The sequence below is a fragment of the Paenibacillus barengoltzii NBRC 101215 genome, from assembly GCF_004000745.1.
GTDB classification, from domain to species: domain Bacteria; phylum Bacillota; class Bacilli; order Paenibacillales; family Paenibacillaceae; genus Fontibacillus; species Fontibacillus barengoltzii.
On sequence record NZ_BILV01000006.1, the window covers coordinates 23,611 to 48,728 of the forward strand.

Annotated in this window: 23 protein-coding genes; 17 read left to right on the top strand and 6 right to left on the bottom strand. The window is 54.3% G+C overall.

Annotation, left to right across the window (positions count from 1 at the left end; translation table 11 throughout):
- Nucleotides 1–72 precede the first annotated feature (72 nt).
- The 5 genes from PBA01S_RS02300 to PBA01S_RS02320 all read left to right on the top strand — a co-directional run bounded on the left by PBA01S_RS02300 (nt 73) and on the right by PBA01S_RS02320 (nt 6,012).
- On the top strand, nt 73–1,773 hold the full coding sequence (locus tag PBA01S_RS02300; protein ID WP_016314319.1) for a type 2 periplasmic-binding domain-containing protein: 1,701 nt from the start codon (nt 73–75) through the stop codon (nt 1,771–1,773).
- 80 nt (nt 1,774–1,853) lie between these two features.
- Entirely contained in the window at nt 1,854–2,819 is a 966-nt protein-coding gene (locus PBA01S_RS02305; RefSeq protein WP_009223575.1) for an ABC transporter permease, read from the top strand.
- Nucleotides 2,820–2,821: 2 nt separating this feature from the next.
- The gene (locus tag PBA01S_RS02310) at nt 2,822–3,781 is read left to right on the top strand and encodes a carbohydrate ABC transporter permease (RefSeq protein WP_009223576.1); all 960 of its coding nucleotides are present in this window, start codon (nt 2,822–2,824) and stop codon (nt 3,779–3,781) included.
- Between the two features lie 63 nt (nt 3,782–3,844).
- Nucleotides 3,845–4,867, top strand: a complete 1,023-nt coding sequence (locus PBA01S_RS02315) for an endo-1,4-beta-xylanase (RefSeq protein ID WP_127575223.1) — start codon at nt 3,845–3,847, stop codon at nt 4,865–4,867.
- A 161-nt stretch (nt 4,868–5,028) separates the two neighbouring features.
- A complete protein-coding gene (locus PBA01S_RS02320) occupies nt 5,029–6,012 on the top strand; it encodes an aldo/keto reductase (RefSeq protein ID WP_016314317.1) in 984 nt (327 codons plus the stop codon).
- A 100-nt stretch (nt 6,013–6,112) separates the two neighbouring features.
- Here PBA01S_RS02320 and PBA01S_RS02325 read toward each other — a convergent pair whose 3' ends face one another.
- Both PBA01S_RS02325 and PBA01S_RS02330 read right to left on the bottom strand, forming a co-directional pair.
- Nucleotides 6,113–7,192, bottom strand: coding sequence for an anthranilate phosphoribosyltransferase (locus PBA01S_RS02325; protein ID WP_009223579.1), 1,080 nt, complete (start codon nt 7,190–7,192; stop codon nt 6,113–6,115).
- A gap of 30 nt (nt 7,193–7,222) precedes the next feature.
- Nucleotides 7,223–7,828 (bottom strand): ANTAR domain-containing response regulator, encoded by a 606-nt coding sequence (locus tag PBA01S_RS02330; protein ID WP_028540340.1) that lies wholly within the window; start codon nt 7,826–7,828, stop codon nt 7,223–7,225.
- Nucleotides 7,829–8,317: 489 nt separating this feature from the next.
- Between PBA01S_RS02330 and nirB the strand changes: the two genes are divergently transcribed.
- From nirB to cobA, 4 genes are read left to right on the top strand one after another with little or no spacing between them, the layout of a single operon-like run.
- Nucleotides 8,318–10,756 carry a nitrite reductase large subunit NirB gene (gene nirB / locus PBA01S_RS02335; RefSeq protein ID WP_127575224.1) on the top strand — a complete coding sequence of 813 codons (2,439 nt, stop codon included), beginning with the start codon at nt 8,318–8,320 and terminating at the stop codon, nt 10,754–10,756.
- A gap of 22 nt (nt 10,757–10,778) precedes the next feature.
- Nucleotides 10,779–11,093: a nitrite reductase small subunit NirD gene (gene nirD, locus PBA01S_RS02340; protein ID WP_174844452.1), complete on the top strand. Its 315-nt coding sequence runs from the start codon at nt 10,779–10,781 to the stop codon at nt 11,091–11,093.
- Nucleotides 11,094–11,152: 59 nt separating this feature from the next.
- Nucleotides 11,153–12,025: a formate/nitrite transporter family protein gene (locus tag PBA01S_RS02345; RefSeq protein WP_028540337.1), complete on the top strand. Its 873-nt coding sequence runs from the start codon at nt 11,153–11,155 to the stop codon at nt 12,023–12,025.
- Nucleotides 12,022–12,795 (top strand): uroporphyrinogen-III C-methyltransferase, encoded by a 774-nt coding sequence (gene cobA, locus PBA01S_RS02350; protein WP_127575225.1) that lies wholly within the window; start codon nt 12,022–12,024, stop codon nt 12,793–12,795. The genes PBA01S_RS02345 and cobA overlap by 4 nt, the downstream gene beginning before the upstream one ends.
- A 318-nt stretch (nt 12,796–13,113) precedes the next feature.
- On the opposite strand, the gene PBA01S_RS02355 is transcribed toward cobA, so the two are convergent.
- Genes PBA01S_RS02355 through PBA01S_RS02370 form a run of 4 tightly spaced genes read right to left on the bottom strand, consistent with a single transcriptional unit; the run spans nt 13,114 to nt 16,484 of the window.
- Nucleotides 13,114–13,749: a polysaccharide deacetylase family protein gene (locus PBA01S_RS02355; protein WP_127575226.1), complete on the bottom strand. Its 636-nt coding sequence runs from the start codon at nt 13,747–13,749 to the stop codon at nt 13,114–13,116.
- Nucleotides 13,750–13,803: 54 nt separating this feature from the next.
- Nucleotides 13,804–14,658: an SDR family oxidoreductase gene (locus PBA01S_RS02360; protein WP_127575227.1), complete on the bottom strand. Its 855-nt coding sequence runs from the start codon at nt 14,656–14,658 to the stop codon at nt 13,804–13,806.
- Between the two features lie 22 nt (nt 14,659–14,680).
- Nucleotides 14,681–15,754: a mannonate dehydratase gene (uxuA, locus tag PBA01S_RS02365; RefSeq protein WP_127575228.1), complete on the bottom strand. Its 1,074-nt coding sequence runs from the start codon at nt 15,752–15,754 to the stop codon at nt 14,681–14,683.
- Nucleotides 15,755–15,800: 46 nt separating this feature from the next.
- Nucleotides 15,801–16,484, bottom strand: coding sequence for a GntR family transcriptional regulator (locus tag PBA01S_RS02370; protein ID WP_127575229.1), 684 nt, complete (start codon nt 16,482–16,484; stop codon nt 15,801–15,803).
- A 316-nt stretch (nt 16,485–16,800) separates the two neighbouring features.
- On the opposite strand from PBA01S_RS02370, the gene PBA01S_RS02375 reads away from it, so the two are divergent.
- The 8 genes from PBA01S_RS02375 (at nt 16,801) to PBA01S_RS02410 (ending at nt 24,849) form a co-directional block, all read left to right on the top strand.
- A complete protein-coding gene (locus PBA01S_RS02375) occupies nt 16,801–18,900 on the top strand; it encodes a BglG family transcription antiterminator (protein ID WP_255315271.1) in 2,100 nt (699 codons plus the stop codon).
- A 23-nt stretch (nt 18,901–18,923) separates the two neighbouring features.
- Nucleotides 18,924–19,379, top strand: coding sequence for a PTS sugar transporter subunit IIA (locus PBA01S_RS02380; RefSeq protein WP_028540330.1), 456 nt, complete (start codon nt 18,924–18,926; stop codon nt 19,377–19,379).
- Nucleotides 19,380–19,399: 20 nt separating this feature from the next.
- On the top strand, nt 19,400–19,663 hold the full coding sequence (locus PBA01S_RS02385) for a PTS sugar transporter subunit IIB (RefSeq protein ID WP_009223591.1): 264 nt from the start codon (nt 19,400–19,402) through the stop codon (nt 19,661–19,663).
- 19 nt (nt 19,664–19,682) lie between these two features.
- The gene (gene ulaA, locus PBA01S_RS02390) at nt 19,683–20,981 is read left to right on the top strand and encodes a PTS ascorbate transporter subunit IIC (protein WP_028540329.1); all 1,299 of its coding nucleotides are present in this window, start codon (nt 19,683–19,685) and stop codon (nt 20,979–20,981) included.
- Between the two features lie 48 nt (nt 20,982–21,029).
- Entirely contained in the window at nt 21,030–22,022 is a 993-nt protein-coding gene (locus PBA01S_RS02395; protein ID WP_085169936.1) for a phosphotriesterase family protein, read from the top strand.
- Nucleotides 22,023–22,035: 13 nt separating this feature from the next.
- Entirely contained in the window at nt 22,036–22,782 is a 747-nt protein-coding gene (locus tag PBA01S_RS02400) for a creatininase family protein (protein ID WP_085169937.1), read from the top strand.
- Between the two features lie 6 nt (nt 22,783–22,788).
- Nucleotides 22,789–23,523, top strand: coding sequence for an SIS domain-containing protein (locus PBA01S_RS02405; protein WP_028540326.1), 735 nt, complete (start codon nt 22,789–22,791; stop codon nt 23,521–23,523).
- A gap of 177 nt (nt 23,524–23,700) precedes the next feature.
- On the top strand, nt 23,701–24,849 hold the full coding sequence (locus PBA01S_RS02410; RefSeq protein ID WP_127575230.1) for a family 8 glycosyl hydrolase: 1,149 nt from the start codon (nt 23,701–23,703) through the stop codon (nt 24,847–24,849).
- Nucleotides 24,850–25,118: the final 269 nt, after the last annotated feature.

The following is a 25,118-nucleotide window of genomic DNA, read 5'->3' on the forward strand; positions in this document are numbered from 1 at the left end:
ATTAAAGATAAGTTGATGAAAGGGCTTACAAAATAGCTTAAACATCAACAAATCATTACGGAGGTGCTTTACATGGGGGGCAAGACCAAATCAATGCTCCGGCTCAGCGTTATCCTGCTGTTATCGCTCAGCGTCATCCTAGCGGGATGTGGCGGCGGTAACAAAACTACCACAGCCGAAACCAACACCGGCAATACGGGGACTACAGGGAACAATGCCGGAGATAAAGTCGAACCGCTTGAAATCACCGCGTTTATCGGGGAAGCCGGCCAACAGCCGACGCCGGACAACAAGATTTACAAGAAGATTAAAGATGAGCTGGGCGTCACATTCAAATTTGAATTTCTTGCCGGGGACATTGACCAGAAGCTTGGCGTTATGATCGCAGGCTCCGATTATCCCGATATTATGACCGGCAATACGAAGTTGACGGCAGCAGGGGCTTATATCCCTTTGGAAGATCTGATTGAAGAACATGCACCGAATTTGAAGAAGCACTATGAGAAATATTGGAACATGATGAAGGACCCGAATGACGGTCATATTTACATCCTGCCAAACTACGGGGCCTATAACGGGGAAGTCAGCACAACTTGGTATTCGGGTCCGGCTTTCTGGATCCAAAAGGCTGTGCTGGAGGAGGCAGGATATCCTCAAGTCAAAACGCTTGATGAATATTTTGATCTGCTCATCAAGTACAAGGAGAAACACCCAACGATCGATGGCAGCCCAACGATTGGTTTCGAAATTCTGAACTATGACTGGAGAAACTGGGGACTGTTTAATGCGCCGCAGCATCTGATCGGACACCCGAATGACGGCGGCGTTGTCGTGAAGGACGGCAAAGCGGAGATTTTCGCCGACAAGGATTATGCTAAACGGTACTACAAGAAGCTGAATGAAATGAATGCCTTAGGTCTGATCGATAAAGAGACATTTACACAAAACTATGACCAGTATCAAGCGAAAATTTCCAGCGGTACGGTGCTCGGATTTTTTGACCAGCACTGGAACTTCCAAGATGCCGAGAATGTGTTAATTACGGCGAAGAAGCATGAAAGAACCTATGTCGGCTTGCCGCTGGTTTACGATACAAGCATTACAGACCATTATCTGGATCGCCCGGCACTGAACCTGAACAATGGCTTTGGGATCAGCGTAAATGCTGGGGAAGATAAGGCGATCAAAATTCTTAAATTCTGGGATCGCCTGATCCAGGAAGATTGGCAAAAAATCATGTCTTGGGGGATTGAAGGCGAAGACTACATTGTTACCGAAGAAGGCCGCTTCATGAAAACCCAAGAGCAACGCGACAAGTTTACGGATGCGACTTGGAAACTGGCGAACAAAGCGGATACGTTGCACAAATTCAGTCCGAAAATGGAAGGGTATTTCAGCGATGGGAATGCTACCGATGCGGCAGCCCAACCTGAAGAATACCAAGCAGGGCTGGAAGAGTACGATAAAAAATTCTTGGCCGCTTATGGATATAACAGCTATGTTGACTTCTTTACACCAGCACCGGAAAACGAAGTTTCTTATCCGGCATGGTCGGTTGACTTAGTGGAAGGTTCGGAAGCCAAGGTAGTGAACACCAAGCAGAATGATTTGTCTACGAAGTATCTGCCTAGAGCGATTTTGGCCGACCCGGCTGATTTCGATAAGGTATGGGATGAATACGTGGGAGAAATCCGCAAGCTCAACATTAAAGCTTACGAAGACCGCATTAACGAAGTGTTGCAATGGAGAATTGACAACTGGTCCGTGAAATAATCCAGGGATTCAATCGAAGAATGGAAGGCATCTAAGCCTTCCATTCTTCGAAATCTTAGGCTTTGTGGGGAGAACAAAATATGGATGAGACCTTAATGGACAAACACGCCGTCCCGAAAGCGAAAAGACGAAAACAACAGCAAATAACCTGGTCCCTGATCAAGAGTCAACGGCAGTTGATCTTCATGTCGGTTCCGTTATTGGCTTATATTATATTGTTTGCTTATGTCCCGGTGTGGGGCTGGACGATGGCGTTTCAAAATTACAAGCCGGCAAGAAGCTTTGGTCAGCAGGAATGGGTCGGGTTCAAGCAGTTCAAGTTCCTGTTTACGGACGACAGCTTCCTTCGGGTGCTGCGCAATACGTTGGGGATGAGTATCATCAACCTGGTGCTGGGCTTTGTCACCGCAATCGCTCTGGCCTTGCTGCTGAATGAAATCAAGAACATTTTCTGGAAAAGAACGGTTCAAACGATCTCGTATCTTCCGCACTTTCTATCCTGGATCATCGTCACAGGGATTGTTGCGACTTCCCTTGCTTCCGATGGCATTATCAACGATGTTCTGATGCGGCTGCATCTGATCAAGGAGCCGATTCTATGGCTTAGTGAAGGCAAGTATTTCTGGGGCGTCGTTGGTGCCTCTCATGTCTGGAAAGAGGTTGGCTGGAACACGATCATTTATTTGGCGGCGATGGCGGCGATTGACCCGTCATTATACGAAGCTGCGGATATCGACGGAGCCAGCCGATACCGGAAGATGTTGCATGTCACGCTTCCCGGCATTAAGCCAACGATTGTCATTCTGCTGATTATGTCCATCGGACATATCCTGGAAGCCGGCTTCGAGGTGCAATACCTGCTCGGGAACGGTCTGGTGGTGGACTGGGCAGAGACGATTGATATCTTCGTGCTGAAATACGGGATTGCCCAAGGCAACTACTCCCTGGCAACCGCCGGCGGGATCTTCAAAACGGTCGTTAGCGTAACCATGCTGCTCCTTGCAAACTGGACCGCCAAACGACTAGGGGAAGAGAGGCTGTTATAGAGATGGCAAACCAATCCATTACCCCAGAGCGAGTATCTGCAGCTGCTTTGCCACGTCGGGTCGGACGCGGCAAGGTGGAGCCGGTGATTTTCCATACGCTGAATACGATCTTCATGATCTTTCTCGTCGTCGTGACGCTGTATCCGTTTCTGAACACGATTGTGGTATCGCTTAACGCGGGGAATGATACGATTCGCGGAGGACTCTACCTATGGCCGAGACAATTTACGCTGCAGAACTATAAGGCGATTTTTGTTTCCGGCACGATTTACGATGCTTTCCTGATCTCGGTGGCGAGAACGGTGTTATCTACGATTCTGAACATCTTCCTGACAACGATGCTCGCCTATACATTGAGCCGAAGGGAATACGTGTTCCGCAAGCCAATTACGTTGATTTTCGTGCTTACGATGTATTTTAATGCGGGGTTGATTCCCGGGTACTTCCTGATGAAGGATTTACATCTGATCAACACGTTTTGGGTTTATGTCGTTCCTACGATGATCAGCGCATTTAACCTGATTGTCATCCGGACGTATATCGGCACCATTCCCGAAAGCTTGGTGGAGTCGGCGAGAATTGACGGGGCAGGAGACTTCAAAATCTTCTGGACCATCATCTTCCCGCTGTGCAAACCGGTATTAGCGACGATTGCGTTGTTTGTGGCTGTCGGCGCGTGGAACTCCTGGTTTGATGCGTTCCTGTACACGTCTTCGAGACAAGAGCTCAGCACAATGCAATATGAGTTGATGAAATTGCTCTCTTCCAGCATGAATGCCAACAGCAATCCGGCGGTGGCTAACGGGGCGGGCATGACCCAGGATACGGCGGCTTCCATGGTTACACCGTTATCGATTCGGGCTGCGGTTACCGTGGTGGCATCCGTTCCAATTCTGCTCGTATATCCTTTCATGCAGAAATATTTCGTGGTTGGCCTGAATGTTGGGAGCGTTAAAGAATAGTTGTTTTATTTCGTGAACCGTTCGTACGAGTATTTTCCCAAGCGTGGCAGAGGAGGAATCTTCATGAATCCAACGTTCCATTCCGTACCGGCATTAAAGGAACTGTTTGCGGCGGACTTCAAAATTGGAGCGGCGGTCAATCCGACGACGATCCGGACGCAGAAGGCATTGCTGGCGTATCACTTCAACAGCCTGACTGCGGAGAACGAGATGAAGTTCGTCAGCGTGCATCCTAAGGAACAGACCTATACCTTCGAGGACGCGGATCGGCTGGTTAATTTCGCCCGAGAGCACGGCATGGCCATGCGGGGGCATACACTGGTGTGGCATAATCAGACGTCTGACTGGTTGTTCCAGGATCGCCAAGGCGCGGCGGTTAGCAAGGAAGTGCTGCTCGGCAGGCTTCGGGAGCATATTCATACCATAGTAGGCCGGTACAAGAACGAGATCTACGCCTGGGACGTCGTCAACGAGGTCATCGCGGACGAAGGGGAGGCGCTGCTGCGCACTTCCAAATGGACGGAAATCGCGGGACCTGAATTTATCGCTAAAGCGTTCGAGTATGCACATGAGGCGGATCCACAGGCGCTGTTGTTTTATAACGACTACAACGAATCGAATCCTCTGAAACGCGATAAAATTTACACACTCGTTCATTCGCTGCTGGAGCAAGGGGTGCCGATCCATGGCATCGGATTACAAGCGCACTGGAACCTGTACGATCCATCGTTGGATGAGATTAAGGCAGCGATTGAGAAGTATGCTTCGCTGGGTTTGCAGCTGCAGCTGACGGAGCTGGATATCTCGATGTTCCGCTTCGATGACCGGCGAACCGATTTGACCGCGCCAGAGCCGGGGATGCTGGAGCAACAGGCCGAGCGTTATGAAGCCGTGTTCCGGCTGTTGCTGGAGTATCGTGACGTCATTAGCGGCGTTACCTTCTGGGGAGCAGCGGATGATTATACCTGGCTGGACAATTTTCCGGTGCGCGGCCGGAAGAACTGGCCGTTTCTGTTCGACGCCCAGCACCAGCCGAAGGCAGCTTATCACCGTGTGGCGGCATTGGCTGCGGAGCAACGAGCATAACGGTACGCATACAGGGAAAGCAACGATATAAGGAAAACGCTTTATTCTGCTAGCGTTTTCGGTGTAAAATGAGAGAGGCCCTTCTGGTTGGAAGGGCCTCTTTTGAAGTATACAGAACCTGTTCAGAATCTGGACCTATCGAACCTTAGGAGGGAAATTCGATGAAATATCGGGAGCTTGGAAACACGGGTCTTCAAGTCAGCGAAGTGAGCTTCGGCACTTGGGCCATCGGCGGAAGCTGGGGCAACACGAATGATGATGAAGCCCTAAAGGGATTGGATAAAGCGATTGGAGAAGGCGTTAACTTCTTTGATACGGCGGATGTCTATGGTGACGGACATGCGGAACAATTGCTCGCCAAAGCGACCAAGGGGAAGGAAGACGAAATCTATATCGCGACCAAATTTTGCCGGGCCGGCGATATTCATGACCTGGAGACGTATTCCGAAGCGCGGGTACGGGCTTATTGCGAAGCCAGCCTCAAACGGTTAGAGCGCGAGCGTATCGACCTGTATCAGATCCACTGCCCGCCGTTGGCTGTGTTGAAGGACGGCCGGGTCTTTGAGGTGTTGGACAAGCTGCAACAAGAGGGGAAAATCCGCCACTACGGCGTAAGCGTAGAGACGGTGGAGGAAGGGCTGTTCTGCCTAGGAGTGCCGGGAGTTAAGGCGCTGCAGGTCATCCTGAACCTGTTCCGTCAGAAGCCGCTCGCAGAGCTGCTGCCGAAGGCACACGAAGCCGGTGTAGGCATCCTTGTGCGGCTTCCGTTGGCCAGCGGCCTGTTGACCGGTAAATTCACGCCGGACACGACATTTGCGGCCGACGATCACCGCAACTTTAACGCGAACGGCGAGCAGTTCAACGTCGGTGAGACGTTTGCTGGCTTGCCGTTCGTTAAAGGTGTTGAGCTGGCGGCCCAGCTCCGCTGGATCGCCGAAGGACGCGGGGACATGGCCCGCGCGGCGATGCGCTGGATTCTAGACCAGCCGGAAGTTTCCTGCGTGATCCCGGGCTTCCGCAACGTGCGTCAGGTCGAGGACAACCTCGGCGCGATCGACGTGCCTTCCTTCAGCAAGGAAGAGTTAGAGCGGCTGGCCAACTTCTACCAAAACGAAGTTGCGCAGCATATCCGCGGGGCGTATTAAAGCGAAATCCCCTTATTCACCGAGCGTGGCCATCAAATTGGCGTGATTCCCGGGAATAAGGTGAATGATTCGAGAAAGCCTCCCATCATTCGCCTTGAAATCAGGCTTGATGGGGGGCTTTTGCGCGTTCTGCGGCGGCCGATTGCTCCAAGCGCAGCGTGTCGCGCCAACTGCAGTAAGTCGCCCATGGACTGCCGTCGTCCAGAAGGGCCTTGCAGGTGTAAATGCCCTCTTCGATCGAATCGACGCGCCCGGCGAGCTCCAGGCGAACCGCTCCGTTCAGCAGCACCTGGTTTACGTAAGCCGGGTGCGCTTGCCCTTGCAGCACCTGTTCGGTAACGTGCAGCTGTTTGGCTGCGTTCCAGGCGGTATCGTCTTCTTCGGGCAGCGGGGTGTCCAGCCCGTACGTTTCCGGATCGATAATGTTCAGCTTCGCTTCACCGTTGCCCACCACATAGGTGCGGGTCGGCCGATCGATAAACAGGTCCTCTGAGCCTTGTGCCCCTTGGACGATCAACGCTTTCCGGTAATCCAGCTGCTCGATGAGCTGGGCCATCCGGTCGAACACAGTATTATGGTATACACCATACACCAAATAAGGCGAATCGCTGAAGTCCAGCAGCTTCTCGATCGTATTCAAGATCGTCCGCAGACCCAGCTCTTCGCGGATCGGACGAAGCTTCTCCAGCGGCGGGCACCAGACCTCAGACGGCACGAACCGGACGCCGGAGAAGTCTGCCGGGCGGGCTGCCGGCGCCCACTCCATCAAGCGGCTGTCCACGCCCAACTCGTCAAGCAGATCGGTCAGGGTCACGCCCCACTTGGGCGGGAGCGACGGGGTGCCGTGCAGCGTGACGGGTAAACCTCCTGAAGCCAGCAGAAAGGAGGTGGCAAACGTCGCCATAAAGGAGGTGGTGCGGCCGTCATAAGGTCCGGCACAGTCGAGTCCCTGAGGAATCGGCGAGCGACGGGCATGTTTGCGAAAGACGGTCACAAATGCTTTCAGTTCCGCCACGCTCTCCAGCTTGATCCGCTGTGCCATAAAGAAGGCGCCAATCTGCGCCGGAGTCGCTTGGCCGCTGATCATCAATTCGGCGGCTTCGGTTGCTTCCTCATAGGTCAAGTCACGGGCGCCTCTTTTGCCTCGTCCTACTTCCTTCAGGATTTCTGTCATCGTCATCGGGAGCCCCCCTTTGTTTGTAAGATCGGTTCAAAATTTTAATTGCTGATGGGCTTTGACGACCGAAGTCGCCACATCCACCATCCGTTTCCGTTCATTCATCGCCCGCTTGCGCAGCATGTCGTAAGCCTCGGCTTCGGACACTTTGTTCACGTCGCACAAGATACTCTTGGCCATGTCGATCCACTTCCGTTCCTCCAGCCGGGAGACCAATTGCGCCCGTTCATTCTGCCAGGTTTGCCTCTCAAAAAAATGCCTAGCGCTGAAATGCAGCGCCCAATGCAGCTCCGATGCCGTCATGGACGGGGAGAGCAGGCCGTCAACGGGGACCTCTGTCTCACATGCCTCCAATGAGGAGCTTGCCGTCTCGGGGCTACACCACCAGAGGAGCGGGAGTGGCTTCCACTTGAGCAGCGTGTTGCCCCAGCGCTGCATCCCCTCAAGCGGCATATCCAGCACCGCAGCGTCAACCTCCTTGATCCGCTTGCGAATTTGCGGCTCCTGACAGGAGGCGAAGACTTGATACCCGCTCGTTTTGAGGAAGGTTTCGGGATCAGCCAAGGGCAAAGACTTCAGGGGATCTGTCGAGGCAGTCCCGGGTAAACCGGCTTCGCGAATGACCAATAAGAAGCGCATCGAGAGGGATCCCTCCTATCCATAACGATCTGTTTCATAATCCAAGCGGTGTTTAGCTTTAAAGTCATAAAGGATCGAGATACACGAATAACTTCAACAACTGCAACTGCGAAATTGCAGCGAGGAAAGAAAACCTTACATCACATTTCAAATTTTAAAGGATAAATGTATTTTCTCGCCTTTTTTCTGAAAAATCAATACAAATGTAATGAAAACTAACATAAAAATTTTAATCACACAATTTTATGTAATGTATATTGACATAACCTCCAACCTCCTTTATAGTTAATGTCAACTCAACACTTGATTCAAATTTGTTTATTCAAAAATTCGATCGTAATCATGCCGGGTACAATGGGGTGCCCGCTAGAAGCGGCAATGGAGCCTGTCTTCGCAATCCGTAGAAATCACGTGGTGTAGCTGCGTGTCTCTAGGGGCGAAGCAGGCTTTTTGTGTTTTCGTGGTAATTTGGGAAAAGGGGAGATGGAGATGAACCAAAAGAAAAAGATGGTGCTGGTCGGTAACGGGATGGCGGGAATCCGCACGGTGGAGCATGTGCTGAAGCTGGCTCCGGAGGCGTACGAGATTACGGTCTTCGGTGCAGAGCCGTATCCGAACTACAATCGGATTATGCTGTCTTCGGTGTTGGCTGGCGGGGCAGACATGAAGGAGATTGTAATTAACGATTTGGCCTGGTACGAGGAAAATCACATCAACCTCCATCTGGGCGATGAGGTTGTTCGGCTCGATACCGATAAGCGCAAGGTCGTATCGGCCTCCGGGGTAGAAGCAGAATACGACGCATTGATTTTGGCCACGGGCTCCAATCCATTTATCTTACCGATTCCCGGGGCACGCAAGGATGGCGTCATCGGGTTCCGCAATATCAAGGACTGCGAGCTGATGATGGAGGCCTCCCGCAAACATAAAAAAGCTGCGGTGATCGGCGGCGGTCTCTTAGGCCTGGAAGCGGCCCGCGGGTTGCTTAATCTCGGCATGGACGTCACCGTCGTGCATATCCATCCTTACTTGATGGAGCGTCAGCTCGACGAGCCGGCATCGCGGATGCTGCAACATGAGCTGGAAGCGCAAGGCATGAAGTTCCTCATGCAAAAGCAAACAGCCAGCATTTACGGCGGACGGCGGGCCGAGGGGCTGGAATTTGCAGACGGAAGCCGATTGGAAGCGGACCTCGTTGTGATGGCCGTCGGCATCAAACCAAACATTGAATTGGCAAAAGAGGCAGGCCTTAATGTGGCGCGAGGCATTATCGTCAACGATTATCTTGAAACCAGCGCACCGGGGGTTTATGCCGTTGGGGAATGCGCTGAGCATCGCGGCATCGCCTACGGGCTGGTGGCCCCGCTCTATGAGCAAGGCAGTGTATTGGCCAAGCGGCTGGCTGGTGTCGAAACCGCCGCGTACGAAGGATCCGTCACTTCGACGAAGCTGAAGGTGTCGGGAGTAGATGTTTTTTCTGCGGGATATTTCAATGATGCGCCAGGCACGCGCTCGCTGCGCATTCAAGACGAACTGGAGGGCACGTACCGTAAAATCGTCCTGCAAGACGATCGGCTCATCGGCGCGGTACTGTTCGGCGACACAACGGACGGCCCATCGTTATTTGCCAAGATCAAAAGCGGAGAATCCGTAGCCGGGAAAGAGAAGGAGCTGCTGCTTGGGTTTACTCCGGGTCAAGCCGGGGCAGGGGCCTCGTCCCCGAATGCCCGGTTGGCCGCAATGGCGGACGACGAAATCATCTGCGGCTGTAACGGCGTCACCAAAGGCACCATCGTCGAAGCGGTGAAGGGCGGCTGCTCCAGCGTCGGCGAGATCAAAGCGTGCACGAAGGCGTCCGGCTCCTGCGGCGGCTGCAAACCGCTGGTCGAGGGACTGCTGCATCTATATGCAGAAGGCGATGTCAAAGCGGTGAAGGAAGGCATCTGCGGCTGTACCCCTCTGGGCCGCGACGAGATCGTCGCCAGCATCAAGGAGATGGGGCTCAAGAGTGTGCGCGAGGTGATGAACGTGCTGGAATGGCGCGAGCCGGAGGGCTGCTCGAAGTGCCGCCCGGCGTTGAACTACTACCTGGGGATGCTGTGGCCGGCTGAGTATGTGGATGAGAAAGAATCCCGCTTCGCCAACGAACGTTACCATGCCAACATTCAAAAGGACGGAACGTTCTCTGTGGTGCCTCGGATTTACGGCGGTGTAACCTCACCGGCTGAACTCAAGCGAATTGCGGCGGTTGCCGAGAAATACCAAGTGCCGATGGTGAAGTTCACCGGCGGACAGCGGCTTGACCTGCTGGGCGTAAAGAAGGAAGATTTGCCGAAAATGTGGGAGGAGCTCGATATGCCGTCCGGTCATGCGTACGGCAAGGCGCTGCGGACGGTGAAGACCTGCGTCGGCTCCACGTTCTGCCGGTTCGGGACCCAAGATTCCATTAGCATGGGCATTCAGCTGGAAAAAACGTTTGAACGCCTGAACACCCCCGGCAAGGTTAAACTGGCGGTATCGGGTTGCCCGCGGAACTGCGCCGAAGCCACGATTAAGGACCTTGGCGTTGTGGCTATCGACGGCGGTTGGGAGATCTATGTGGGCGGTAACGGCGGTGTGAAGGTTCGGGCGGCAGATTTGCTCTGCGTAGTGAAGACCGAAGATGAAGTGGTCGAATGGACCGCAGCGTTCTTGCAGCATTACCGTGAGCAAGCCAGCTGGAACGAACGGACAGCGCAGTGGGTTGAGCGGGTAGGATTGGACGCCATCAAGGCAGTGTTGGAGCAAGCCGATGAACGGAAAGCACTGGCTGAGCGGATTCAGGACACCTTAAGCCGGACGACAGACCCGTGGAAAGAAATTATTGAAAACCAGGAGCTGCGTAAAAACTTCGAACCGCTGCGAGACGTACAACTGCAAAATTCTTGATCTTTTTTGGGGGGCAGATACCATGATAACTAAAATTCAAGTGGCACGGTTGGACGACATTGATCGGCTTGGTTCACGTACGGTGTTTGTTGAGGGGAAGGAGGTTGCGATTTTCCGCCTCAGCGACGGCAGTGTTCACGCCATTGAAAACCGCTGTCCGCACAAAGGCGGCAAGTTGTCAGAAGGGATGGTGTGCGGTGCAGCCGTGCACTGTCCCCTGCACGATTGGAAGATCAATCTGCGGAGCGGACGTGTCCAAGAGCCCGACCATGGGGAGGTCACGGTCTATGAGATCGAAGTGGATGAAGCGACCGGAGCTATATATATTTCACTGTAGCGTATAGGGCGTATAGAGCGTATAGAGAATCGCAGTGCGAATAAAGGAGTGGACGAACCATGGATTACGTCAAACCAGGAGAAGTACTAGGGAGCATGATTGAGACCGGGAAAAATAAAGCCAACCTCAGCATTCTGCAGCTGCTGGTCAAAGGATTTTTGGGCGGAGCGATCCTGGCGTTCGCCACCACCTTGGCGTTTACCGCGACGCAACAGACCTCGCTGGGGATCGTGGGGGCGGTGATTTTCCCGGTTGGCTTTGTGATGATTGTCCTGTTGGGCCTGGAGCTTGTCACTGGCAGCTTCGCCTTGATCCCGCTGGCTGTGATGGAACGGCAGGCTTCGCCGGGGCGGATGTTGTCCAGCTTTGGATGGGTGATCCTCGGGCATCTCATCGGCTGTGCTGTGTATGCTGTTCTCTATGGGCTGACGATTACGAAAATGGGCACGGACCTGTCCCACCCGCTTGTGCAGATGTTGATCCAGACGAGCGAAGCGAAGACGCTGGCTTACAAGCAGATGGGCGGCAGCGGTCTCGCGCTGGTCACCATCAAGGCTGTTCTGTGTAACTGGATGGTTACGCTGGGCGTGGTGATGGCGATGACCTCGAAGTCGACGGCAGGCAAAATCGCAGCGATGTGGTTGCCGATCCTGATCTTTTTTGCACAAGGGTTCGAGCATGCGGTCGTGAATATGTTCGTCATCCCGGCTGGCATGATGCTGGGAGCGGACGTCAGTATGGCCGACTGGTGGCTATGGAACCAAATTCCTGTCTTGATCGGCAACTTCCTGGGCGGCGTCGTGTTCACCGGTTTGATGCTGTATGTGGCGCAAAAAGGCAGCTTGCGGCGCGGAGTAGCCGCGCAGGTTGCAGGAACGGAAATGGCTGAGCCGGATGGCCGCGCGTTGTCCGTGGCAGGGGAACGCCTATGAAGCACCCCGGGATGGTAAGTATTATCGGAGCGGGACCCGGCGACCCCGAGTTGATCACGGTCAAGGCGATGAACCGGCTGCGGGAAGCCGAGGTCGTGTTGTACGACCGCCTCGTCAGTGAAGAGCTGCTGGCATACGCCGGGCCGTTCGCGGAGCTGGTGTACGTCGGCAAGGCGCCGGGACGCCATGCGATGCCGCAGGAGGAAATCGAGCGCTGGCTGATCCGCTACGCCATGGACGGGAAGCGGGTCGTGCGCCTGAAGGGCGGCGACCCGTTCGTCTTCGGGCGCGGCGGGGAGGAGGCGCTGGCGCTGGCCGCTGCGGGAATCCCCTATGAGGTGATTCCCGGCATCACATCAGCGCTGGGCGCGGCGGCTTCCGCCGGCGTGCCGCTGACGCATCGCGGGGCGGCCGCCTCGTTCGCCTGTGTGACCGGCAGCCGCTGCCACGGCGATCAGACGCCGATCCGCTGGGACCTGCTGGCGCATAGCGTCGACACGCTGGCGATCTACATGGGCGTCAGCCAAATCGGCGCCATCCGCGAGGAGTTGCTCCGCCATGGCAAGTCGGCTTCAACGCCGGTGGCGTTGATCGAACGCGGTACGACCTGCCGGCAGCGCACGTTCACTTGTACCTTGGACGACATGCACAAGCTGGCCGCCGCCGTGAAGCTAAGCAATCCGGCGCTGATCGTCGTCGGCGAGGTGGTGCGCGTCCGCGAGCAGCTGCAGTTGTTTGAGCATCAGGCGGAGGTGTACTACGGGTCGTGAAGCGAGGGAGGTCATGGGTGGTTGCTAACTTACTACCGCCCCACTGTCCCTTGCTTATAGACTAACTGCAAAAGTGCAGTTCATTTTGAGGAAAATCGGCTTTTCTGCGAGATTAAGTGTAAAAATGCAGTTGAGTAAGCGGGTTTTGAAGAAAAATGGGCCCTAGGCGGTTAAATGAACTGTACTTTTGCATTTCATCCACCGATACAAGGTACATTCGACAAGATTCGCCTGCACTTTTACATTTCGTTATACATCCGAACAGAAAAAAGGCCAAAAAGACCGCCTCATTCGTGAGGTTCCTTTTGGCCTTTTGCCTTATTCCAACGCAGCTCTGCTTAACGTCAGCAGCTCGCTGACCGTCACCAGCCGGTATCCGGCGGCCGTTAGTTCGGCGGCCAGGATGCGCACGGCTTCCACGGTTTGGGAACGGTCGTCGAAGCCGTCGTGGAACAGCAGGATGCTGCCCGGGCGGACCTGCTCCCGCGTCTTCTCCACAATGTGCGCCACGCCGGGCATCTCCCAGTCCATCGCCGCGCCATTCACCGCCCCAATCGCGGGATAGCCGAATTCACCGGCGGTGATGGCGGCCACTTCCTCGGAGGTCGCGAGGTAAGGCGGGCGGAAGACCTTCGGTTTCGCGCCGGTGACCTGCTCGATCAAATCCTCCGTCAGCTGTAGTTCCCGGCGGCATTCCTCCGGGGGAAGATCCGGCAAGTGCGGGTGCGTGTACGTATGGTTACCGATCTCATGGCCTTGCTCGTGCACAGCCTTGGCGGTTTCCGGGCTTTTCTCCATCTGTGTGCCGATCATAAAGAACGTTGCTTTGCCCTGTACCTCCCTTAGAATCTCCAAAACCTGCGGGGTGTACAGCGGATTGGGGCCGTCGTCGAACGTGAAGGCAACCGCTTTATCCTGGATAGGCAGCTCGTTAATCACTTGAAAATCAGCCATTTTCTAACGCATCTCCTTCTTTATCGAAGTCCCGCGTACGACTACCGCGACCTTTTAAACCCCCGAGTAAGCCATAAAACCGCCATCGACGGGAATCACCGTACCGGTCACAAAGCCAGACGTCTCCGCATCAGCCAGCCACAATAGCGTACCCAGCAAATCCTCCGGCACGCCAAAGCGGCGCATCGGGGTATGGGTGATAATTTTGTTCGAGCGCTCCGTTAACGATCCGTCCGGGTTCGTCAGTAAGCTGCGATTCTGCTCAGTCAGGAAAAATCCCGGGGCAATCGAGTTCACGCGAATCCCGGACTCCGCCAGATGCACGGCCAGCCACTGCGTCAGGTTGTTGATCGCCGCTTTGGCCGCACTGTAGGCAGGAACCTTCGTCATCGGGCTGTACGAGCTCATGGAGGAGATGTTGATAATCGTCGCGCCGGGACGCCCAATCATTTCTTTAGCGAAAATTTGCGTCGGGATCAACGTCCCCATGAAGTTTAAATCCAGGACGCCGCGTACGCCGGAAATGCTGAGGTCAAAAAAGCTGGTGACCTCCGGATTCGCGACATCTTCCGGCCGAAAAATCTCGTTGGTTGTATTGGCGCTGGCATTGTTGCCGCCGGCTCCGTTGACGAGGATGTCGCACGGGCCAAACTGCTCTCGTACTGCGGCCTCCGCTGCCTTGACGCTCTCGGCATCCGTCACGTCGTAGGCAAATGCCGCAGCCACACCGCCATCGGTGCGAATCTGATCCACTACGGCTTCGGCCTTGGCGAGCGTGCGGTTCAAGATCGCCACTTTCGCCCCCTGACGCCCTAGTTCACGGGCCATTGCCCGGCACAGCACCCCGGCGCCGCCGGTAATGACGGCTGTTTTGCCGACCAATGCAGGATGTACTGGCAAGTTGCTCATCGGTTGCTTCACTCCTTTTGGGTTAGTTTAGCTGACCGGCCTGCTTGGCATAGGCGTCCCATAAGCCCCACAGATACATGATGCCAAGCGCTCGGTCGTACAGGCCGTATCCCGGACGGCATTCTTCGCCCCAGATGTGGCGGCCATGGTCGGGACGGGCATACCCCGTGAAACCGGTGTCATAATACGCTTTCACAATACCGGCGATATCGACGGTGCCGTCTTGAGTCCGGTGTGACGTTTCCATGAAATCACCGTTATCAAACACGCGCACATTGCGGATATGGACAAACGGAATCCGGTCATGGAATTCATGGATCATCGCGATGATATCGTTCTCCGGATTCGCCCCAAGCGAGCCGCTGCACAACGTAATGCCATTGGATGGACTGTCGACGAGCTTCAGGAAGCGGCGCAGATTGTCCTGATTCGTGATAATGCGCGGAAGCCCAAAGATCGACCACGGCGGATCGTCCGGATGAATGGCCATTTTGATTCCGTGCTGCTCGGCCACCGGAACGATTTCCTTCAGGAAATACTCCAGGTTGCGCCACAAGTCCTCCTCCGTGACGCCTCGATACGCCTCAAACAGGGAGGTCAAGTGCTCCAGCCGCTCCGGTTCCCAACCGGGCATCGTCAGCGCGCTGTTCTGGTTGATCACCTTCACCAGCTCAAACGGATCGATATTGTGGATGCGGGCTTTCTCATAAAATAACGCTGTCGAACCGTCCACCCCCGCCTTATGTAAATCCGTCCGCAGCCAGTCAAAGATCGGCATGAAATTGTAGCAGATCACCTTAACGCCGACTTTGGCGACTTTCTCAATCGTCCGCTTGTAGTTTTCGATATACTGGTCACGCGATGGCAGACCCAGCTTGATGTCCTCATGCACGTTGACGCTTTCCACCACATCGAGGTGAAACCCATAGCGGTCAGCTTGCCGCTTCACCTCTTCGATTTTGTCCATCGGCCATTCTTCTCCGGCAGGCACGTCATGCAGCGACCATACGAGACCCTCGACTCCGGGGATTTGCTTGATCTGATCCAGCGTGACCGTGTCATTGCCTTCGCCGAACCAACGAAATGTCATACGCATACTTTACCTTCACCGCCTATCTGGTTATTTGGGGGAGAGCTGGATGTTAGCTTTGCTTAAAATAGTCCGGATACCGCTCCTGCAACACCGGTAAATTGGAGATGCTGAGCTGCAAATGCTCCATCATCAGCAGGTCGGCCCGATGGGCGTCGCGGGCAACAATCGCCTCATACATGTCTTGGTGCTGCTCGTAGAGATTCTCCCAATGCGGATCGGTTGTCAGCCAAAGCACTCGCGTCCGATTGAGGTGGGCGTTCATCTGCTGGATGACGTCCCAGGTACCCAGCTTGCGGCAGCCCGCAAATAGAATGCGGTGGAACTCCTCGTCCAGCGCAAACATCGCGTGGTTGTCGTGCCGGCGGATGCTGTCCTGCTGACGGGCCAAGTTGTCGGCCAGCTCGGTCAGCAACGCTTCCGGGAACTGTTCGCAGGCGAGCCGGATCACGGCGCGTTCCAACTGCTCCCGCATAAACCGCGCTTCCTCCACGAGCTCGGGGTCGATCAGCGATACCCGCGTACCGCGCTGCGGCAGGACCACTACCAGTCCTTCCTGCGCCAGCCGTACGAAGCTCTCCCGAACCGGGGTGCGGCTCACCTGAAAGGCTAACGACATCTCTTTTTCAGATAGTGTAGTCCCCGGAGGCAGCTCCAGCGTGACGATCTGTTCCTTCAGCTTGGCATATACGACGTTACCCGCCGAACCCGTCTGTGTCAGCCATTTGTCGCTCATCCATTCACCTCCTTTGGGCCGGGGCCCAGCTCTAGCATTTGTTCTCGTTCCATCTTGCCTAATGTCCATCCTCTGTCTTGGTGCTCTTCCCAGATCCATTTAACTGCCATACTTGTATGGTAGTATGGAACCTGCTGGTTAGCAAGAGGCAAAATCGATTTACCCGCATATTTTCTACCGTATAAATTTGCAAACTTCAAAAATACAACAATTGCGCGGTTGAGGTAGGAATACCCCTGGATTCCAATTTAATAGGATAGAAGTACCTATCGATGAAAGTGGGTGGTGGAACATCCTTGACGAGCGAAGTTCTTCGATCCTTGCCCTGGTTCAACAGACCCCAGGCTACCTCTCAGTGCAAGAATTGATGGATGTCTTCCATGTCTCCAAGCGGACGATTTACTACGACATGGACAAAATCAATCACTGGCTTCGCCAAGGCGGGCTGGCTCCCGTGCAATATGTACGCGGCCGGGGCTTCTTGCTCCCCGAAGCATCGAGATCCCAGCTTCCGAGCATGGCCCAATCCGTACAGCCGCAGCAATACTATCTATCCAGCGGTGAGCGAAAAGCCTTGCTTTGCCTGAGACTCGTCAACCGGAGTACCCCCCTGTTCTTGCATGATATGGAGGCTTTGCTTCAGGTAAGCCGGGGAACCGCCCATGCGGAGCTCAAGCGTCTGAAGAAAGAACTGGAGGATTATGCACTAAGCATCCAGTTCGACCGAAAACAAGGCTATTTTATTCAAGGGAATGAGAAAGACATTCGGGCGGTCTTGTCTCGCTTCTTGTTCGAGCAGCTATCGTATGCTGACTGGAATCCTTCGTCTCCTGCCTTTGACGGCCTCATTCACACGGATTTATTCCGGCGCCACTTCCCAGCGTTCCGGGAGGAGGAGCTGGCCTCCGTATACCGGATCATCGTCTCCACCGAGCAGCGGATTGGCATGGAATGGACAGATGAGACGATTCTGCATTTGACCCTGCGCATTTGGTTGTCCGCCAACCGTATGAAGCAAGGGCGAACGGTACAGCTGGAGGAAGAAGAGAAGGCGGCCTTACGCGAAACGCTCCAGTTCAAGGCGGCGACGCAAATCGCCGATGAGCTTGGGGAACGGTTTGACCTTCGCGTACCGGAAGACGAGATCGGGTACTTGGCGATTTATTTGCTGGCGGCCAAAGTGAATCGGGTCGAGGTGGAATCCGATACTTGGGAGACGAAGCGACTGCGTGCAGCGACAGAGGAGGTTATCGACCAGTTCGCTAAGAACGGCTGCGTCTATTTTCAGAACCGGGAGGCTTTGGTTAAGCAGCTGTTCCTTCACGTCAAATCGATGTTTTATCGCATCAAATATGGACTCACCATCGATAACCCGCTGACGGACAAAATCCTGGAAGAGTACCGGGAAGTGTACGAGCTGACTCGAAAATCCGCTTCCCCGCTGGAGAGGTTATTCGAGAAGCCGCTAGGCCGTCATGAGATCGCCTATCTGACGATGCATTTTGGGGGCTGGCTCAAAAGGGAGCAAGCGAAAACGGAGCATCGGAAACGGGCTGCTGTCGTTTGTGTAAACGGAGTTTCGGCTTCAAGGCTGCTTAAAAATCAGCTGGAGCAGCTCTTCCCCTCCCTGGATTTAGTGGCAGTGCTGTCCCTGCGAGAATTTGAGAAATTCACGGATCCCGTCGACCTGATCTTCTCAACGGTTCCCTTGTCGGGCTGTCAGGTTCCGGTGTTTATCTTGAACGCGGTAATGAGCGACGCCGAGAAGACGCATCTGCTAAGTCGGGTGAACCCTTATCTGGGGGTGGCTGAGGGCAGCTCTGCCTTTCCTGCGGCGCAGGAAATTGTGGATTTGGTGAGCCAACACGTCGCCATTCCCGATCGAGAGGCGCTGCTAAGGGATATCCAGCGGTATCTGTCATCAACTAAAGTCCAGCCGACTAAATCGAAGGAGAATAAGCCAACACTTGCTGATCTGTTAAATCCTTCACGCATTACGATTCGGGAACAGGCCTTGGGATGGCGTGAAGCAATCCGGCTTGCAGCCCAGCCGTTGCTGCAGGAAGGAACTATAACTGACGGTTACGTACAAGCGATGATCGCTTACATCGATCGATACGGGCCCTACATAATTGCCACGCCGGGGGTTGCGATCGCGCATGCCAGGCCCGAGGACGGGGCGGTTCGGGCCTCCATATCCTTGCTAGTTATTCGAGATGGAGTTCCCTTCAGTGATCAGCCGAATCACCTCGTCAATCTGCTATTCGTCGTGGTTGGCATCGATGGACAGTTCCACTTAAGGGCGCTCACCGAGTTGGCGAATCTCTTGATGGAAGAGAGGAACCGTTACGTTCTGGGGAGCACGGACGACAAAGCCGAAATGATGCATTTATTCCAACATTATTCTGATGCTTGACGGATATTTAAGGAGGATTATCGATGCGTTTTCTGGATACAAGTCTGATCTCGCTGGATGTTGAAGCGAAGGACGCGCAGGAGGCGATTCGCGCTGCCGGGCAGTTATTAGTTGAGATCGGGGCGGCTGAGGACAGCTACGTGGAAGCGATGCTGACGGCTTTTCAAGAACAGGGGCCCTATATCGTGGTCGCTCCGCACATTGCAATCCCTCATGCCAAAGCGGAATCCGGTGTTCATGAAGCCTCGGTTTCCTTCATCCGGCTGAAGCAGCCCGTGGCCTTTGGACATCCCGAGAATGATCCCGTCGAGCTCGTGTTCGCCCTAGGCTCCTCGTCAAGCTCGGAGCATATCGATCTGTTACGCAGATTAACCACTTTACTCAATGAACCCACGAATATTGAGGCGTTGAAAGCAGCGAGAACCCCTGAGGATATCGAGGGATTGATCCAATCCTCAAATATCGAGCAGGGAGAATAACCAACACAGGAGGAATCTCCATGAAGATCATCTGCGTTTGCGGTTTAGGACAAGGAACCAGCTTGATTTTACGCATGAATGTGGAAACGGTGCTAAGGGAGATGGGGATCCAGGCTGAGGTGGATCATATGGATGTCTCTTCGGCCTCAAGTATGCCGGCAGATTATATTATTACGAACAATGAGCTGGCTCGAAGCCTGCCTGACCATTCGGCACAAATCATCATTGTCAACAATTACTTTGACTTAGAGGAGATTCGGCAAAACCTGAAAGAAGCTATGTAAAAAGAAGGAGGAAGGGACAATGGATGTTTTATTCTGGATATCCAACAACATCTTTGGGACACCGGCAATTCTTCTTGGCTTCATCGTTTTATTGGGTTTACTGCTGCAAAAGAAATCGACCAGTCAAGTGATCAGCGGCACATTTAAGGCGGTGATTGGGTTCCTCATCATCTCCGCCGGTTCCGGCGTCATCGTTGGGGCATTGAACGTATTCGAGCCCATGTGGAAAGAAGTGTTCGGGCTGGAGTCGGAAAGCCTGTCGAACTTCCTTGGTCAGGAGACCTTTAATGCGCAGTTTGGCGGCTCCGTGACGATGGCGATGCTGCTTGGTTTTCTGATTAACGTGCTGTTGGCTCGGTTCACGAAGTTCAAGTACATTTACTTGACCGGACACATGATGTTCTGGACGTCCACCATTTTTACCGGAATCGTGATTCATACGGCCGGAGATTCGGTTCCACGGTGGGGGCTGATTCTGTTCATCGCGATCATCCTGGGGGTTTACTGGACCTTCCAGCCCGCACTGACTCAGCCATTCATGCGCAAAATTACGGGGAATGACAATATCGCACTGGGGCATACGTCGGCAGCAGCCGGTCTGCTCGGGGCGCTCTTAGGGAAATGGTTAGGGAACAAAGAGAATGATACTGAAAAAATCAAGGTGCCGAAGGGGCTGGAGTTTCTTCGCGATTCTAACGTCATTACGGCGTTGTGCATGGGCTTGTTGTTCTTTGTAGGCGCGGTTGTGCTCATGCTCAAAGGAACGCCGGAAGCGCAGAACTTGGTGGCTCAGTCCGGAGATCAAAACTTCATTATTTATTCGATCGTTCAATCGCTGACCTTTGCAGGCGGGATTGCCATCGTCCTGCTTGGGGTCCGGATGTTTATCGGGGAGCTCGTTCCGGCATTTAACGGGATTGCGACCAAGCTCGTCCCGGGTGCAAAACCGGCGCTCGATTGCCCGGTGGTTTATCCATATGCACCCAATGCGGTGATTCTCGGTTTCCTTGGCGCCTTCGTCGGGGCGTTAATCTGGCTGGTTGTGCTGGGGAACACGGTGGCGTACATTTTCGTCCCAACGATGATCGTGTTGTTCTTCCACGGGGCGACGGCCGGGGTATTCGGGAACTCCACCGGCGGGGTCAGAGGGGCATTGTTGGGTGGTTTCATCACCGCAACGATCGTGGCTTGGGGCCAATTCATCATGGTTCGTTATCTGATTTCCACGACGGTGCCGGACACAGCCATGTGGGCAGCCGATACGGATATGTTCATCCTCGGACCGATCATTCGCTTGCTGTCGCAGCTCCTGTTCTAAGGATGTGATCCATCGGAAGGTTACAAATCAGCTTGGGGGGACGCCGAGATGAGCTTCATACGTACGCTGGACGGGGATATCCCCAAAGATCAGCTAGGGTTTACTTATTCGCATGAACATCTCGTCTGTCGGCCTGCCTACTGGTCGGAGCGCGGGGAAGACGATTTGCTGCTGGATGATCCGGAGAAATCCAAACGTGACGTGTTTGATTTTAAGCGGCATGGCGGGGAGGCGATCGTCGACGCAACGGCGATTGATTACGGTCGAGATGTGCAGGCGGTAGTTGACATCATGAAGGAAACTGGGGTGCGCGTTATTGGGACCGCCGGGTTTAACAAGAGCTTCCTTTGGGATGCCCAGATCAAGGATGAACTGAAGCCGATCATCGGCAATTACGACACGTATTACGAATGGATTGAAGCGAAGAGCATCAACGAATTAGCCGAATTCGTGATTCGCGAGGTTGAGGAAGGCTTAGAAGGTACACCCTTCAAAGCAGGCCAGGTGAAATTCGGGACGGGGTATAACCGGATTACGCCGCTGGAGGAGAAAACGCTGCGGGCGGTTGCCAGGGCCCATCACGAAACCAAGGCCCCGATCCACTCCCATACCGAGGTTGGGACGATGGGCTTGGAACAACTTGAGCTGCTTCGCAGCGAGCGGGTTGATCTTCACTTTGTCAGCCTGGGTCACATGGATCGCAATCCAGATCCTTATTATCATGAGCAAATTGCCAAGACCGGGGCTTATCTCTCCTTCGACGGCATCGGCAAGATCAAGTACGGCCCGGAGAGCACCCGAATCGGGCTGATCCTCGAGCTCGTCCGCAAAGGCTACGCCAATCAGATCCTCATCAGCGGAGATACCGCCCGGAAATCGTATTACAAGCATTACGATTATGGGCTGGGACTGGAGTACATTATTGCTAAATGGGTTCCACGGTTTGTGGCCGAAGCGGAACAGGCGGGATTTGACGGGCAGCAGCTGGTGCATCAATTTTTTGTGGAAAATCCGGCGAACTGCTTTAGCTTCAAGCGATGAGGGGGCGTGGTGATTGATCTTTCAATACGAAAATGCCTATGACATTGCGGAAAAAATCAAGCGCATGCCCTGCGCAATCCTGCCGATCGGTGCGGTGGAGGCCCATGGCCCCCACCTGCCGCTTGGCACGGATAACCTGCTGGCCGAGCGGCTGGCGCTCCGGTTGGCTGAACGGACGGAAAGCTTGGTGCTCCCCACGTTACCGTACGGCCAAGTGTGGAGCCTGCAGAACTTCCCTGGCAGCATTAACGTCTCCAATGAGGCGCTGATCCGGATGCTGTACGACATCGGGGAGAGTTTATACCGACAAGGCCTGCGAATCTATGTCATGCTGAACGGACATCTCGGTAACGCCGTAGCGCTGAAGGAGGCTGCGCGCCTGCTTTATAAGGACATTCCCGAATTGAAGGTCTACTATTTCTTCTATCCGGGAACGAAACAGGTGATTGAGCAGGTGAGGGAAACGCCGGCGTCCCACGCATACTACTTCCATGCCTGTGAGCTGGAGACCTCCTACATGCTCTATTTGGCGGGAGAGTATGTCGATATGGATAAAGCCGTAACGGATATTCCTCACATTGGGCTGGAAGCGGATTGCACGCCAACGCCCTGGGAGGAATTTACGTCCACCGCGGTTCTCGGCGATGCGAAGCTCGCGACCAAAGAAAAGGGCGAACAGATCATCGAAGCCGCCTTGAATGCGATGGCCGCTATGATTGAAGGGGCTAAGCAACGTTTGCCAAACGGGAAGGAGACGTGATCTATGATGCTGCATGAGTATGTGGAGCAGATCCGTCGCAGCCTCGACCAGATCGAGGAACGGGAAGCAGAGCGCATTAGACAGGCGGCTCGGAAGACGGCGGAAACGATCATGCAGGGAGGCGTGATCCACTTGTTTGGATGCGGACACTCCCACATTCTCACCGAGGAAGTGTTCTATCGCGCGGGAGGACTGGCACCGATTCATCCCATTTTGGTCGAACCGTTGATGCTGCATGAAGGTGCCGTTCGCTCCTCAGAGCTGGAACGGCAGAACGGGCTGGCTGCGTCGTTTATGCACAATCAGGACATTCGTCCGGGAGAGGTGATGATCGTGTTATCGACCTCCGGCAGGAACCCGGTGCCGGTGGATGTCGTCCAAATCGCGAAGGCGAAGGGGGCTTACACGATTGGCATCACCTCGCTCCAGTATTCGCAGAGCCAGCCGTCTCGGCATGTGAGCGGGAAACATTTATATGATGCCGTCGACTTGGTGATTGATAATCATGCGGTGAAGGGAGATGCGGTGCTGACCTATCCGGGAGTGCCGGTACCGTTCGCACCGACGTCAACGGTGATCGGAGCTGTTATTCTGAACGGTATCTTTGCCGAGGCGATCGTGATGATGACCGATCAGGGTTATGAGCCTCCTGTATTCTTAAGTGGAAATATCGACGGGGCGGATGAGCGAAACAGGCAATTGATCGCTCGATACCGCGATCGGATCTCTTTATTGTCCTAATTGAACCGCACAGTGAAGGTTGGCGTGGATCCGGCCTTGGCTGTGCGGATTTTTGTCGTGATGGATTGATTTGGATAAATAGAAGCGCGAAATGCACATGGAAATGTACTGGGGACCGTGTTACCTTAACGTTGAAATCACGATAAGACCAGCTGTACTCGAGAAGGAGGCGAAGGAATGAAGGAGCATCAAGGGGCTTACTACACAGGAACGTACCGGAACCTGCTGGCTGAATACGGTTACGGGGAAGAGGCGATTCAGCGCCGATTGGATGAGACATGGAAGCAGTTATTTGAAGGAGACGAAGAGGCGCGTATTTATTACCCTTCCGGCGAAGATATGGGCTATATGCTGGATACCGGCAACCTGGACGTACGAACGGAGGGGATGTCCTACGGGATGATGATGGCTGTTCAATACGACCGCCAGGATGTGTTCGATCGGATCTGGAAATGGACAGTAACCTATATGTATATGACCGAAGGGGATAACGCCGGGTACTTCGCCTGGTCCTGTGCACCGGACGGCAAGCGTCTATCCAATGGGCCGGCGCCGGATGGCGAGGAGTATTTTGCGCTGGCGCTGCTGTTTGCATCCCACCGCTGGGGCGATCGGGAAGCACCGTTCAATTACAGCACCCAGGCTCGGGATTTACTGCGCACTTGCCTCCACAAGGGGGAGGACGGAACAGGTTATCCGATGTGGAATCCGGACAACAAGCTGATCAAGTTTATACCAAACTGTGAGTTTTCCGATCCCTCCTATCATCTTCCTCATTTCTATGAGTTGTTTGCACTGTGGGCCTATCCGGAGGATCGTGCGTTCTGGAAGGAAGCGGCTGAGGCGAGTCGGCAATATCTGCACCTGGCTTGCCACCCGGTTACCGGCCTTGCTCCGGAGTATGCATATTATGATGGAACGCCAAATAACGAACGGGGGTACGGCCACTTCTTCAGCGATGCGTATCGAGTCGCGGCGAATCTTGGCCTCGATTGGGAATGGTTTGCCGCCGATCCTTGGCAACGGGAGGCGGTGGGCAAGATTCAGGCGTTTTTCGCTGATAAAGAGCCGGAGGACTACCGCCGCTACACGATCTCGGGCGAGCCATTTGAGGAACCGGCTTTGCATCCGGTTGGGTTGCTGGCAACCAACGCGATGGCCTCACTGGCGGCCGACGGCCCCCAAGCTAAGGCCTGCGTTGATTTGTTCTGGAACACTCCCGTCCGCACCGGAAAGCGCCGCTACTACGACAACTGCCTCTATTTGTTTGCGCTGTTGGCGTTGAGCGGGAACTACCGGATATGGATGCCGAGGGGTGAGGCGTAAGGCTGAATCGGGAGCGGCGGCTGGAAGGGTTGAGGGCCGTTGATCTAACGGACTCCAGTGCTCTTAGTTCCGTTGATTCGTGGGGAATCGAGTTCTAACGGACTGAGAAGACGTTATTTGGGCTAATCGTTGCCTAGTACCATAGCGAAATGGCAAATAAGGGCTGGAGTGTCCGTTAAACCGGGAAATCGTCGGGAAATCGTGGATTAACGTCATTACGGTCCGTTACAGCAGGGAGCCACCAAGTTGCCAAGTCGCCGGCTCGTTTA

What these genes read in the sequence shown, in the direction of transcription:
- PBA01S_RS02300 (WP_016314319.1), top strand. Translation starts at nt 73, where the DNA reads ATGGGGGGCAAGACCAAATCAATGCTCCGGCTCAGCGTTATCCTGCTG.
- PBA01S_RS02305 (WP_009223575.1), top strand. Translation starts at nt 1,854, where the DNA reads ATGGATGAGACCTTAATGGACAAACACGCCGTCCCGAAAGCGAAAAGA.
- PBA01S_RS02310 (WP_009223576.1), top strand. Translation starts at nt 2,822, where the DNA reads ATGGCAAACCAATCCATTACCCCAGAGCGAGTATCTGCAGCTGCTTTG.
- PBA01S_RS02315 (WP_127575223.1), top strand. Translation starts at nt 3,845, where the DNA reads ATGAATCCAACGTTCCATTCCGTACCGGCATTAAAGGAACTGTTTGCG.
- PBA01S_RS02320 (WP_016314317.1), top strand. Translation starts at nt 5,029, where the DNA reads ATGAAATATCGGGAGCTTGGAAACACGGGTCTTCAAGTCAGCGAAGTG.
- PBA01S_RS02325 (WP_009223579.1), bottom strand. Translation starts at nt 7,192, where the DNA reads ATGACGATGACAGAAATCCTGAAGGAAGTAGGACGAGGCAAAAGAGGC.
- PBA01S_RS02330 (WP_028540340.1), bottom strand. Translation starts at nt 7,828, where the DNA reads ATGCGCTTCTTATTGGTCATTCGCGAAGCCGGTTTACCCGGGACTGCC.
- nirB (WP_127575224.1), top strand. Translation starts at nt 8,318, where the DNA reads ATGAACCAAAAGAAAAAGATGGTGCTGGTCGGTAACGGGATGGCGGGA.
- nirD (WP_174844452.1), top strand. Translation starts at nt 10,779, where the DNA reads ATGATAACTAAAATTCAAGTGGCACGGTTGGACGACATTGATCGGCTT.
- PBA01S_RS02345 (WP_028540337.1), top strand. Translation starts at nt 11,153, where the DNA reads ATGGATTACGTCAAACCAGGAGAAGTACTAGGGAGCATGATTGAGACC.
- cobA (WP_127575225.1), top strand. Translation starts at nt 12,022, where the DNA reads ATGAAGCACCCCGGGATGGTAAGTATTATCGGAGCGGGACCCGGCGAC.
- PBA01S_RS02355 (WP_127575226.1), bottom strand. Translation starts at nt 13,749, where the DNA reads ATGGCTGATTTTCAAGTGATTAACGAGCTGCCTATCCAGGATAAAGCG.
- PBA01S_RS02360 (WP_127575227.1), bottom strand. Translation starts at nt 14,658, where the DNA reads ATGAGCAACTTGCCAGTACATCCTGCATTGGTCGGCAAAACAGCCGTC.
- uxuA (WP_127575228.1), bottom strand. Translation starts at nt 15,754, where the DNA reads ATGCGTATGACATTTCGTTGGTTCGGCGAAGGCAATGACACGGTCACG.
- PBA01S_RS02370 (WP_127575229.1), bottom strand. Translation starts at nt 16,484, where the DNA reads ATGAGCGACAAATGGCTGACACAGACGGGTTCGGCGGGTAACGTCGTA.
- PBA01S_RS02380 (WP_028540330.1), top strand. Translation starts at nt 18,924, where the DNA reads ATGCGTTTTCTGGATACAAGTCTGATCTCGCTGGATGTTGAAGCGAAG.
- PBA01S_RS02385 (WP_009223591.1), top strand. Translation starts at nt 19,400, where the DNA reads ATGAAGATCATCTGCGTTTGCGGTTTAGGACAAGGAACCAGCTTGATT.
- ulaA (WP_028540329.1), top strand. Translation starts at nt 19,683, where the DNA reads ATGGATGTTTTATTCTGGATATCCAACAACATCTTTGGGACACCGGCA.
- PBA01S_RS02395 (WP_085169936.1), top strand. Translation starts at nt 21,030, where the DNA reads ATGAGCTTCATACGTACGCTGGACGGGGATATCCCCAAAGATCAGCTA.
- PBA01S_RS02405 (WP_028540326.1), top strand. Translation starts at nt 22,789, where the DNA reads ATGCTGCATGAGTATGTGGAGCAGATCCGTCGCAGCCTCGACCAGATC.
- PBA01S_RS02410 (WP_127575230.1), top strand. Translation starts at nt 23,701, where the DNA reads ATGAAGGAGCATCAAGGGGCTTACTACACAGGAACGTACCGGAACCTG.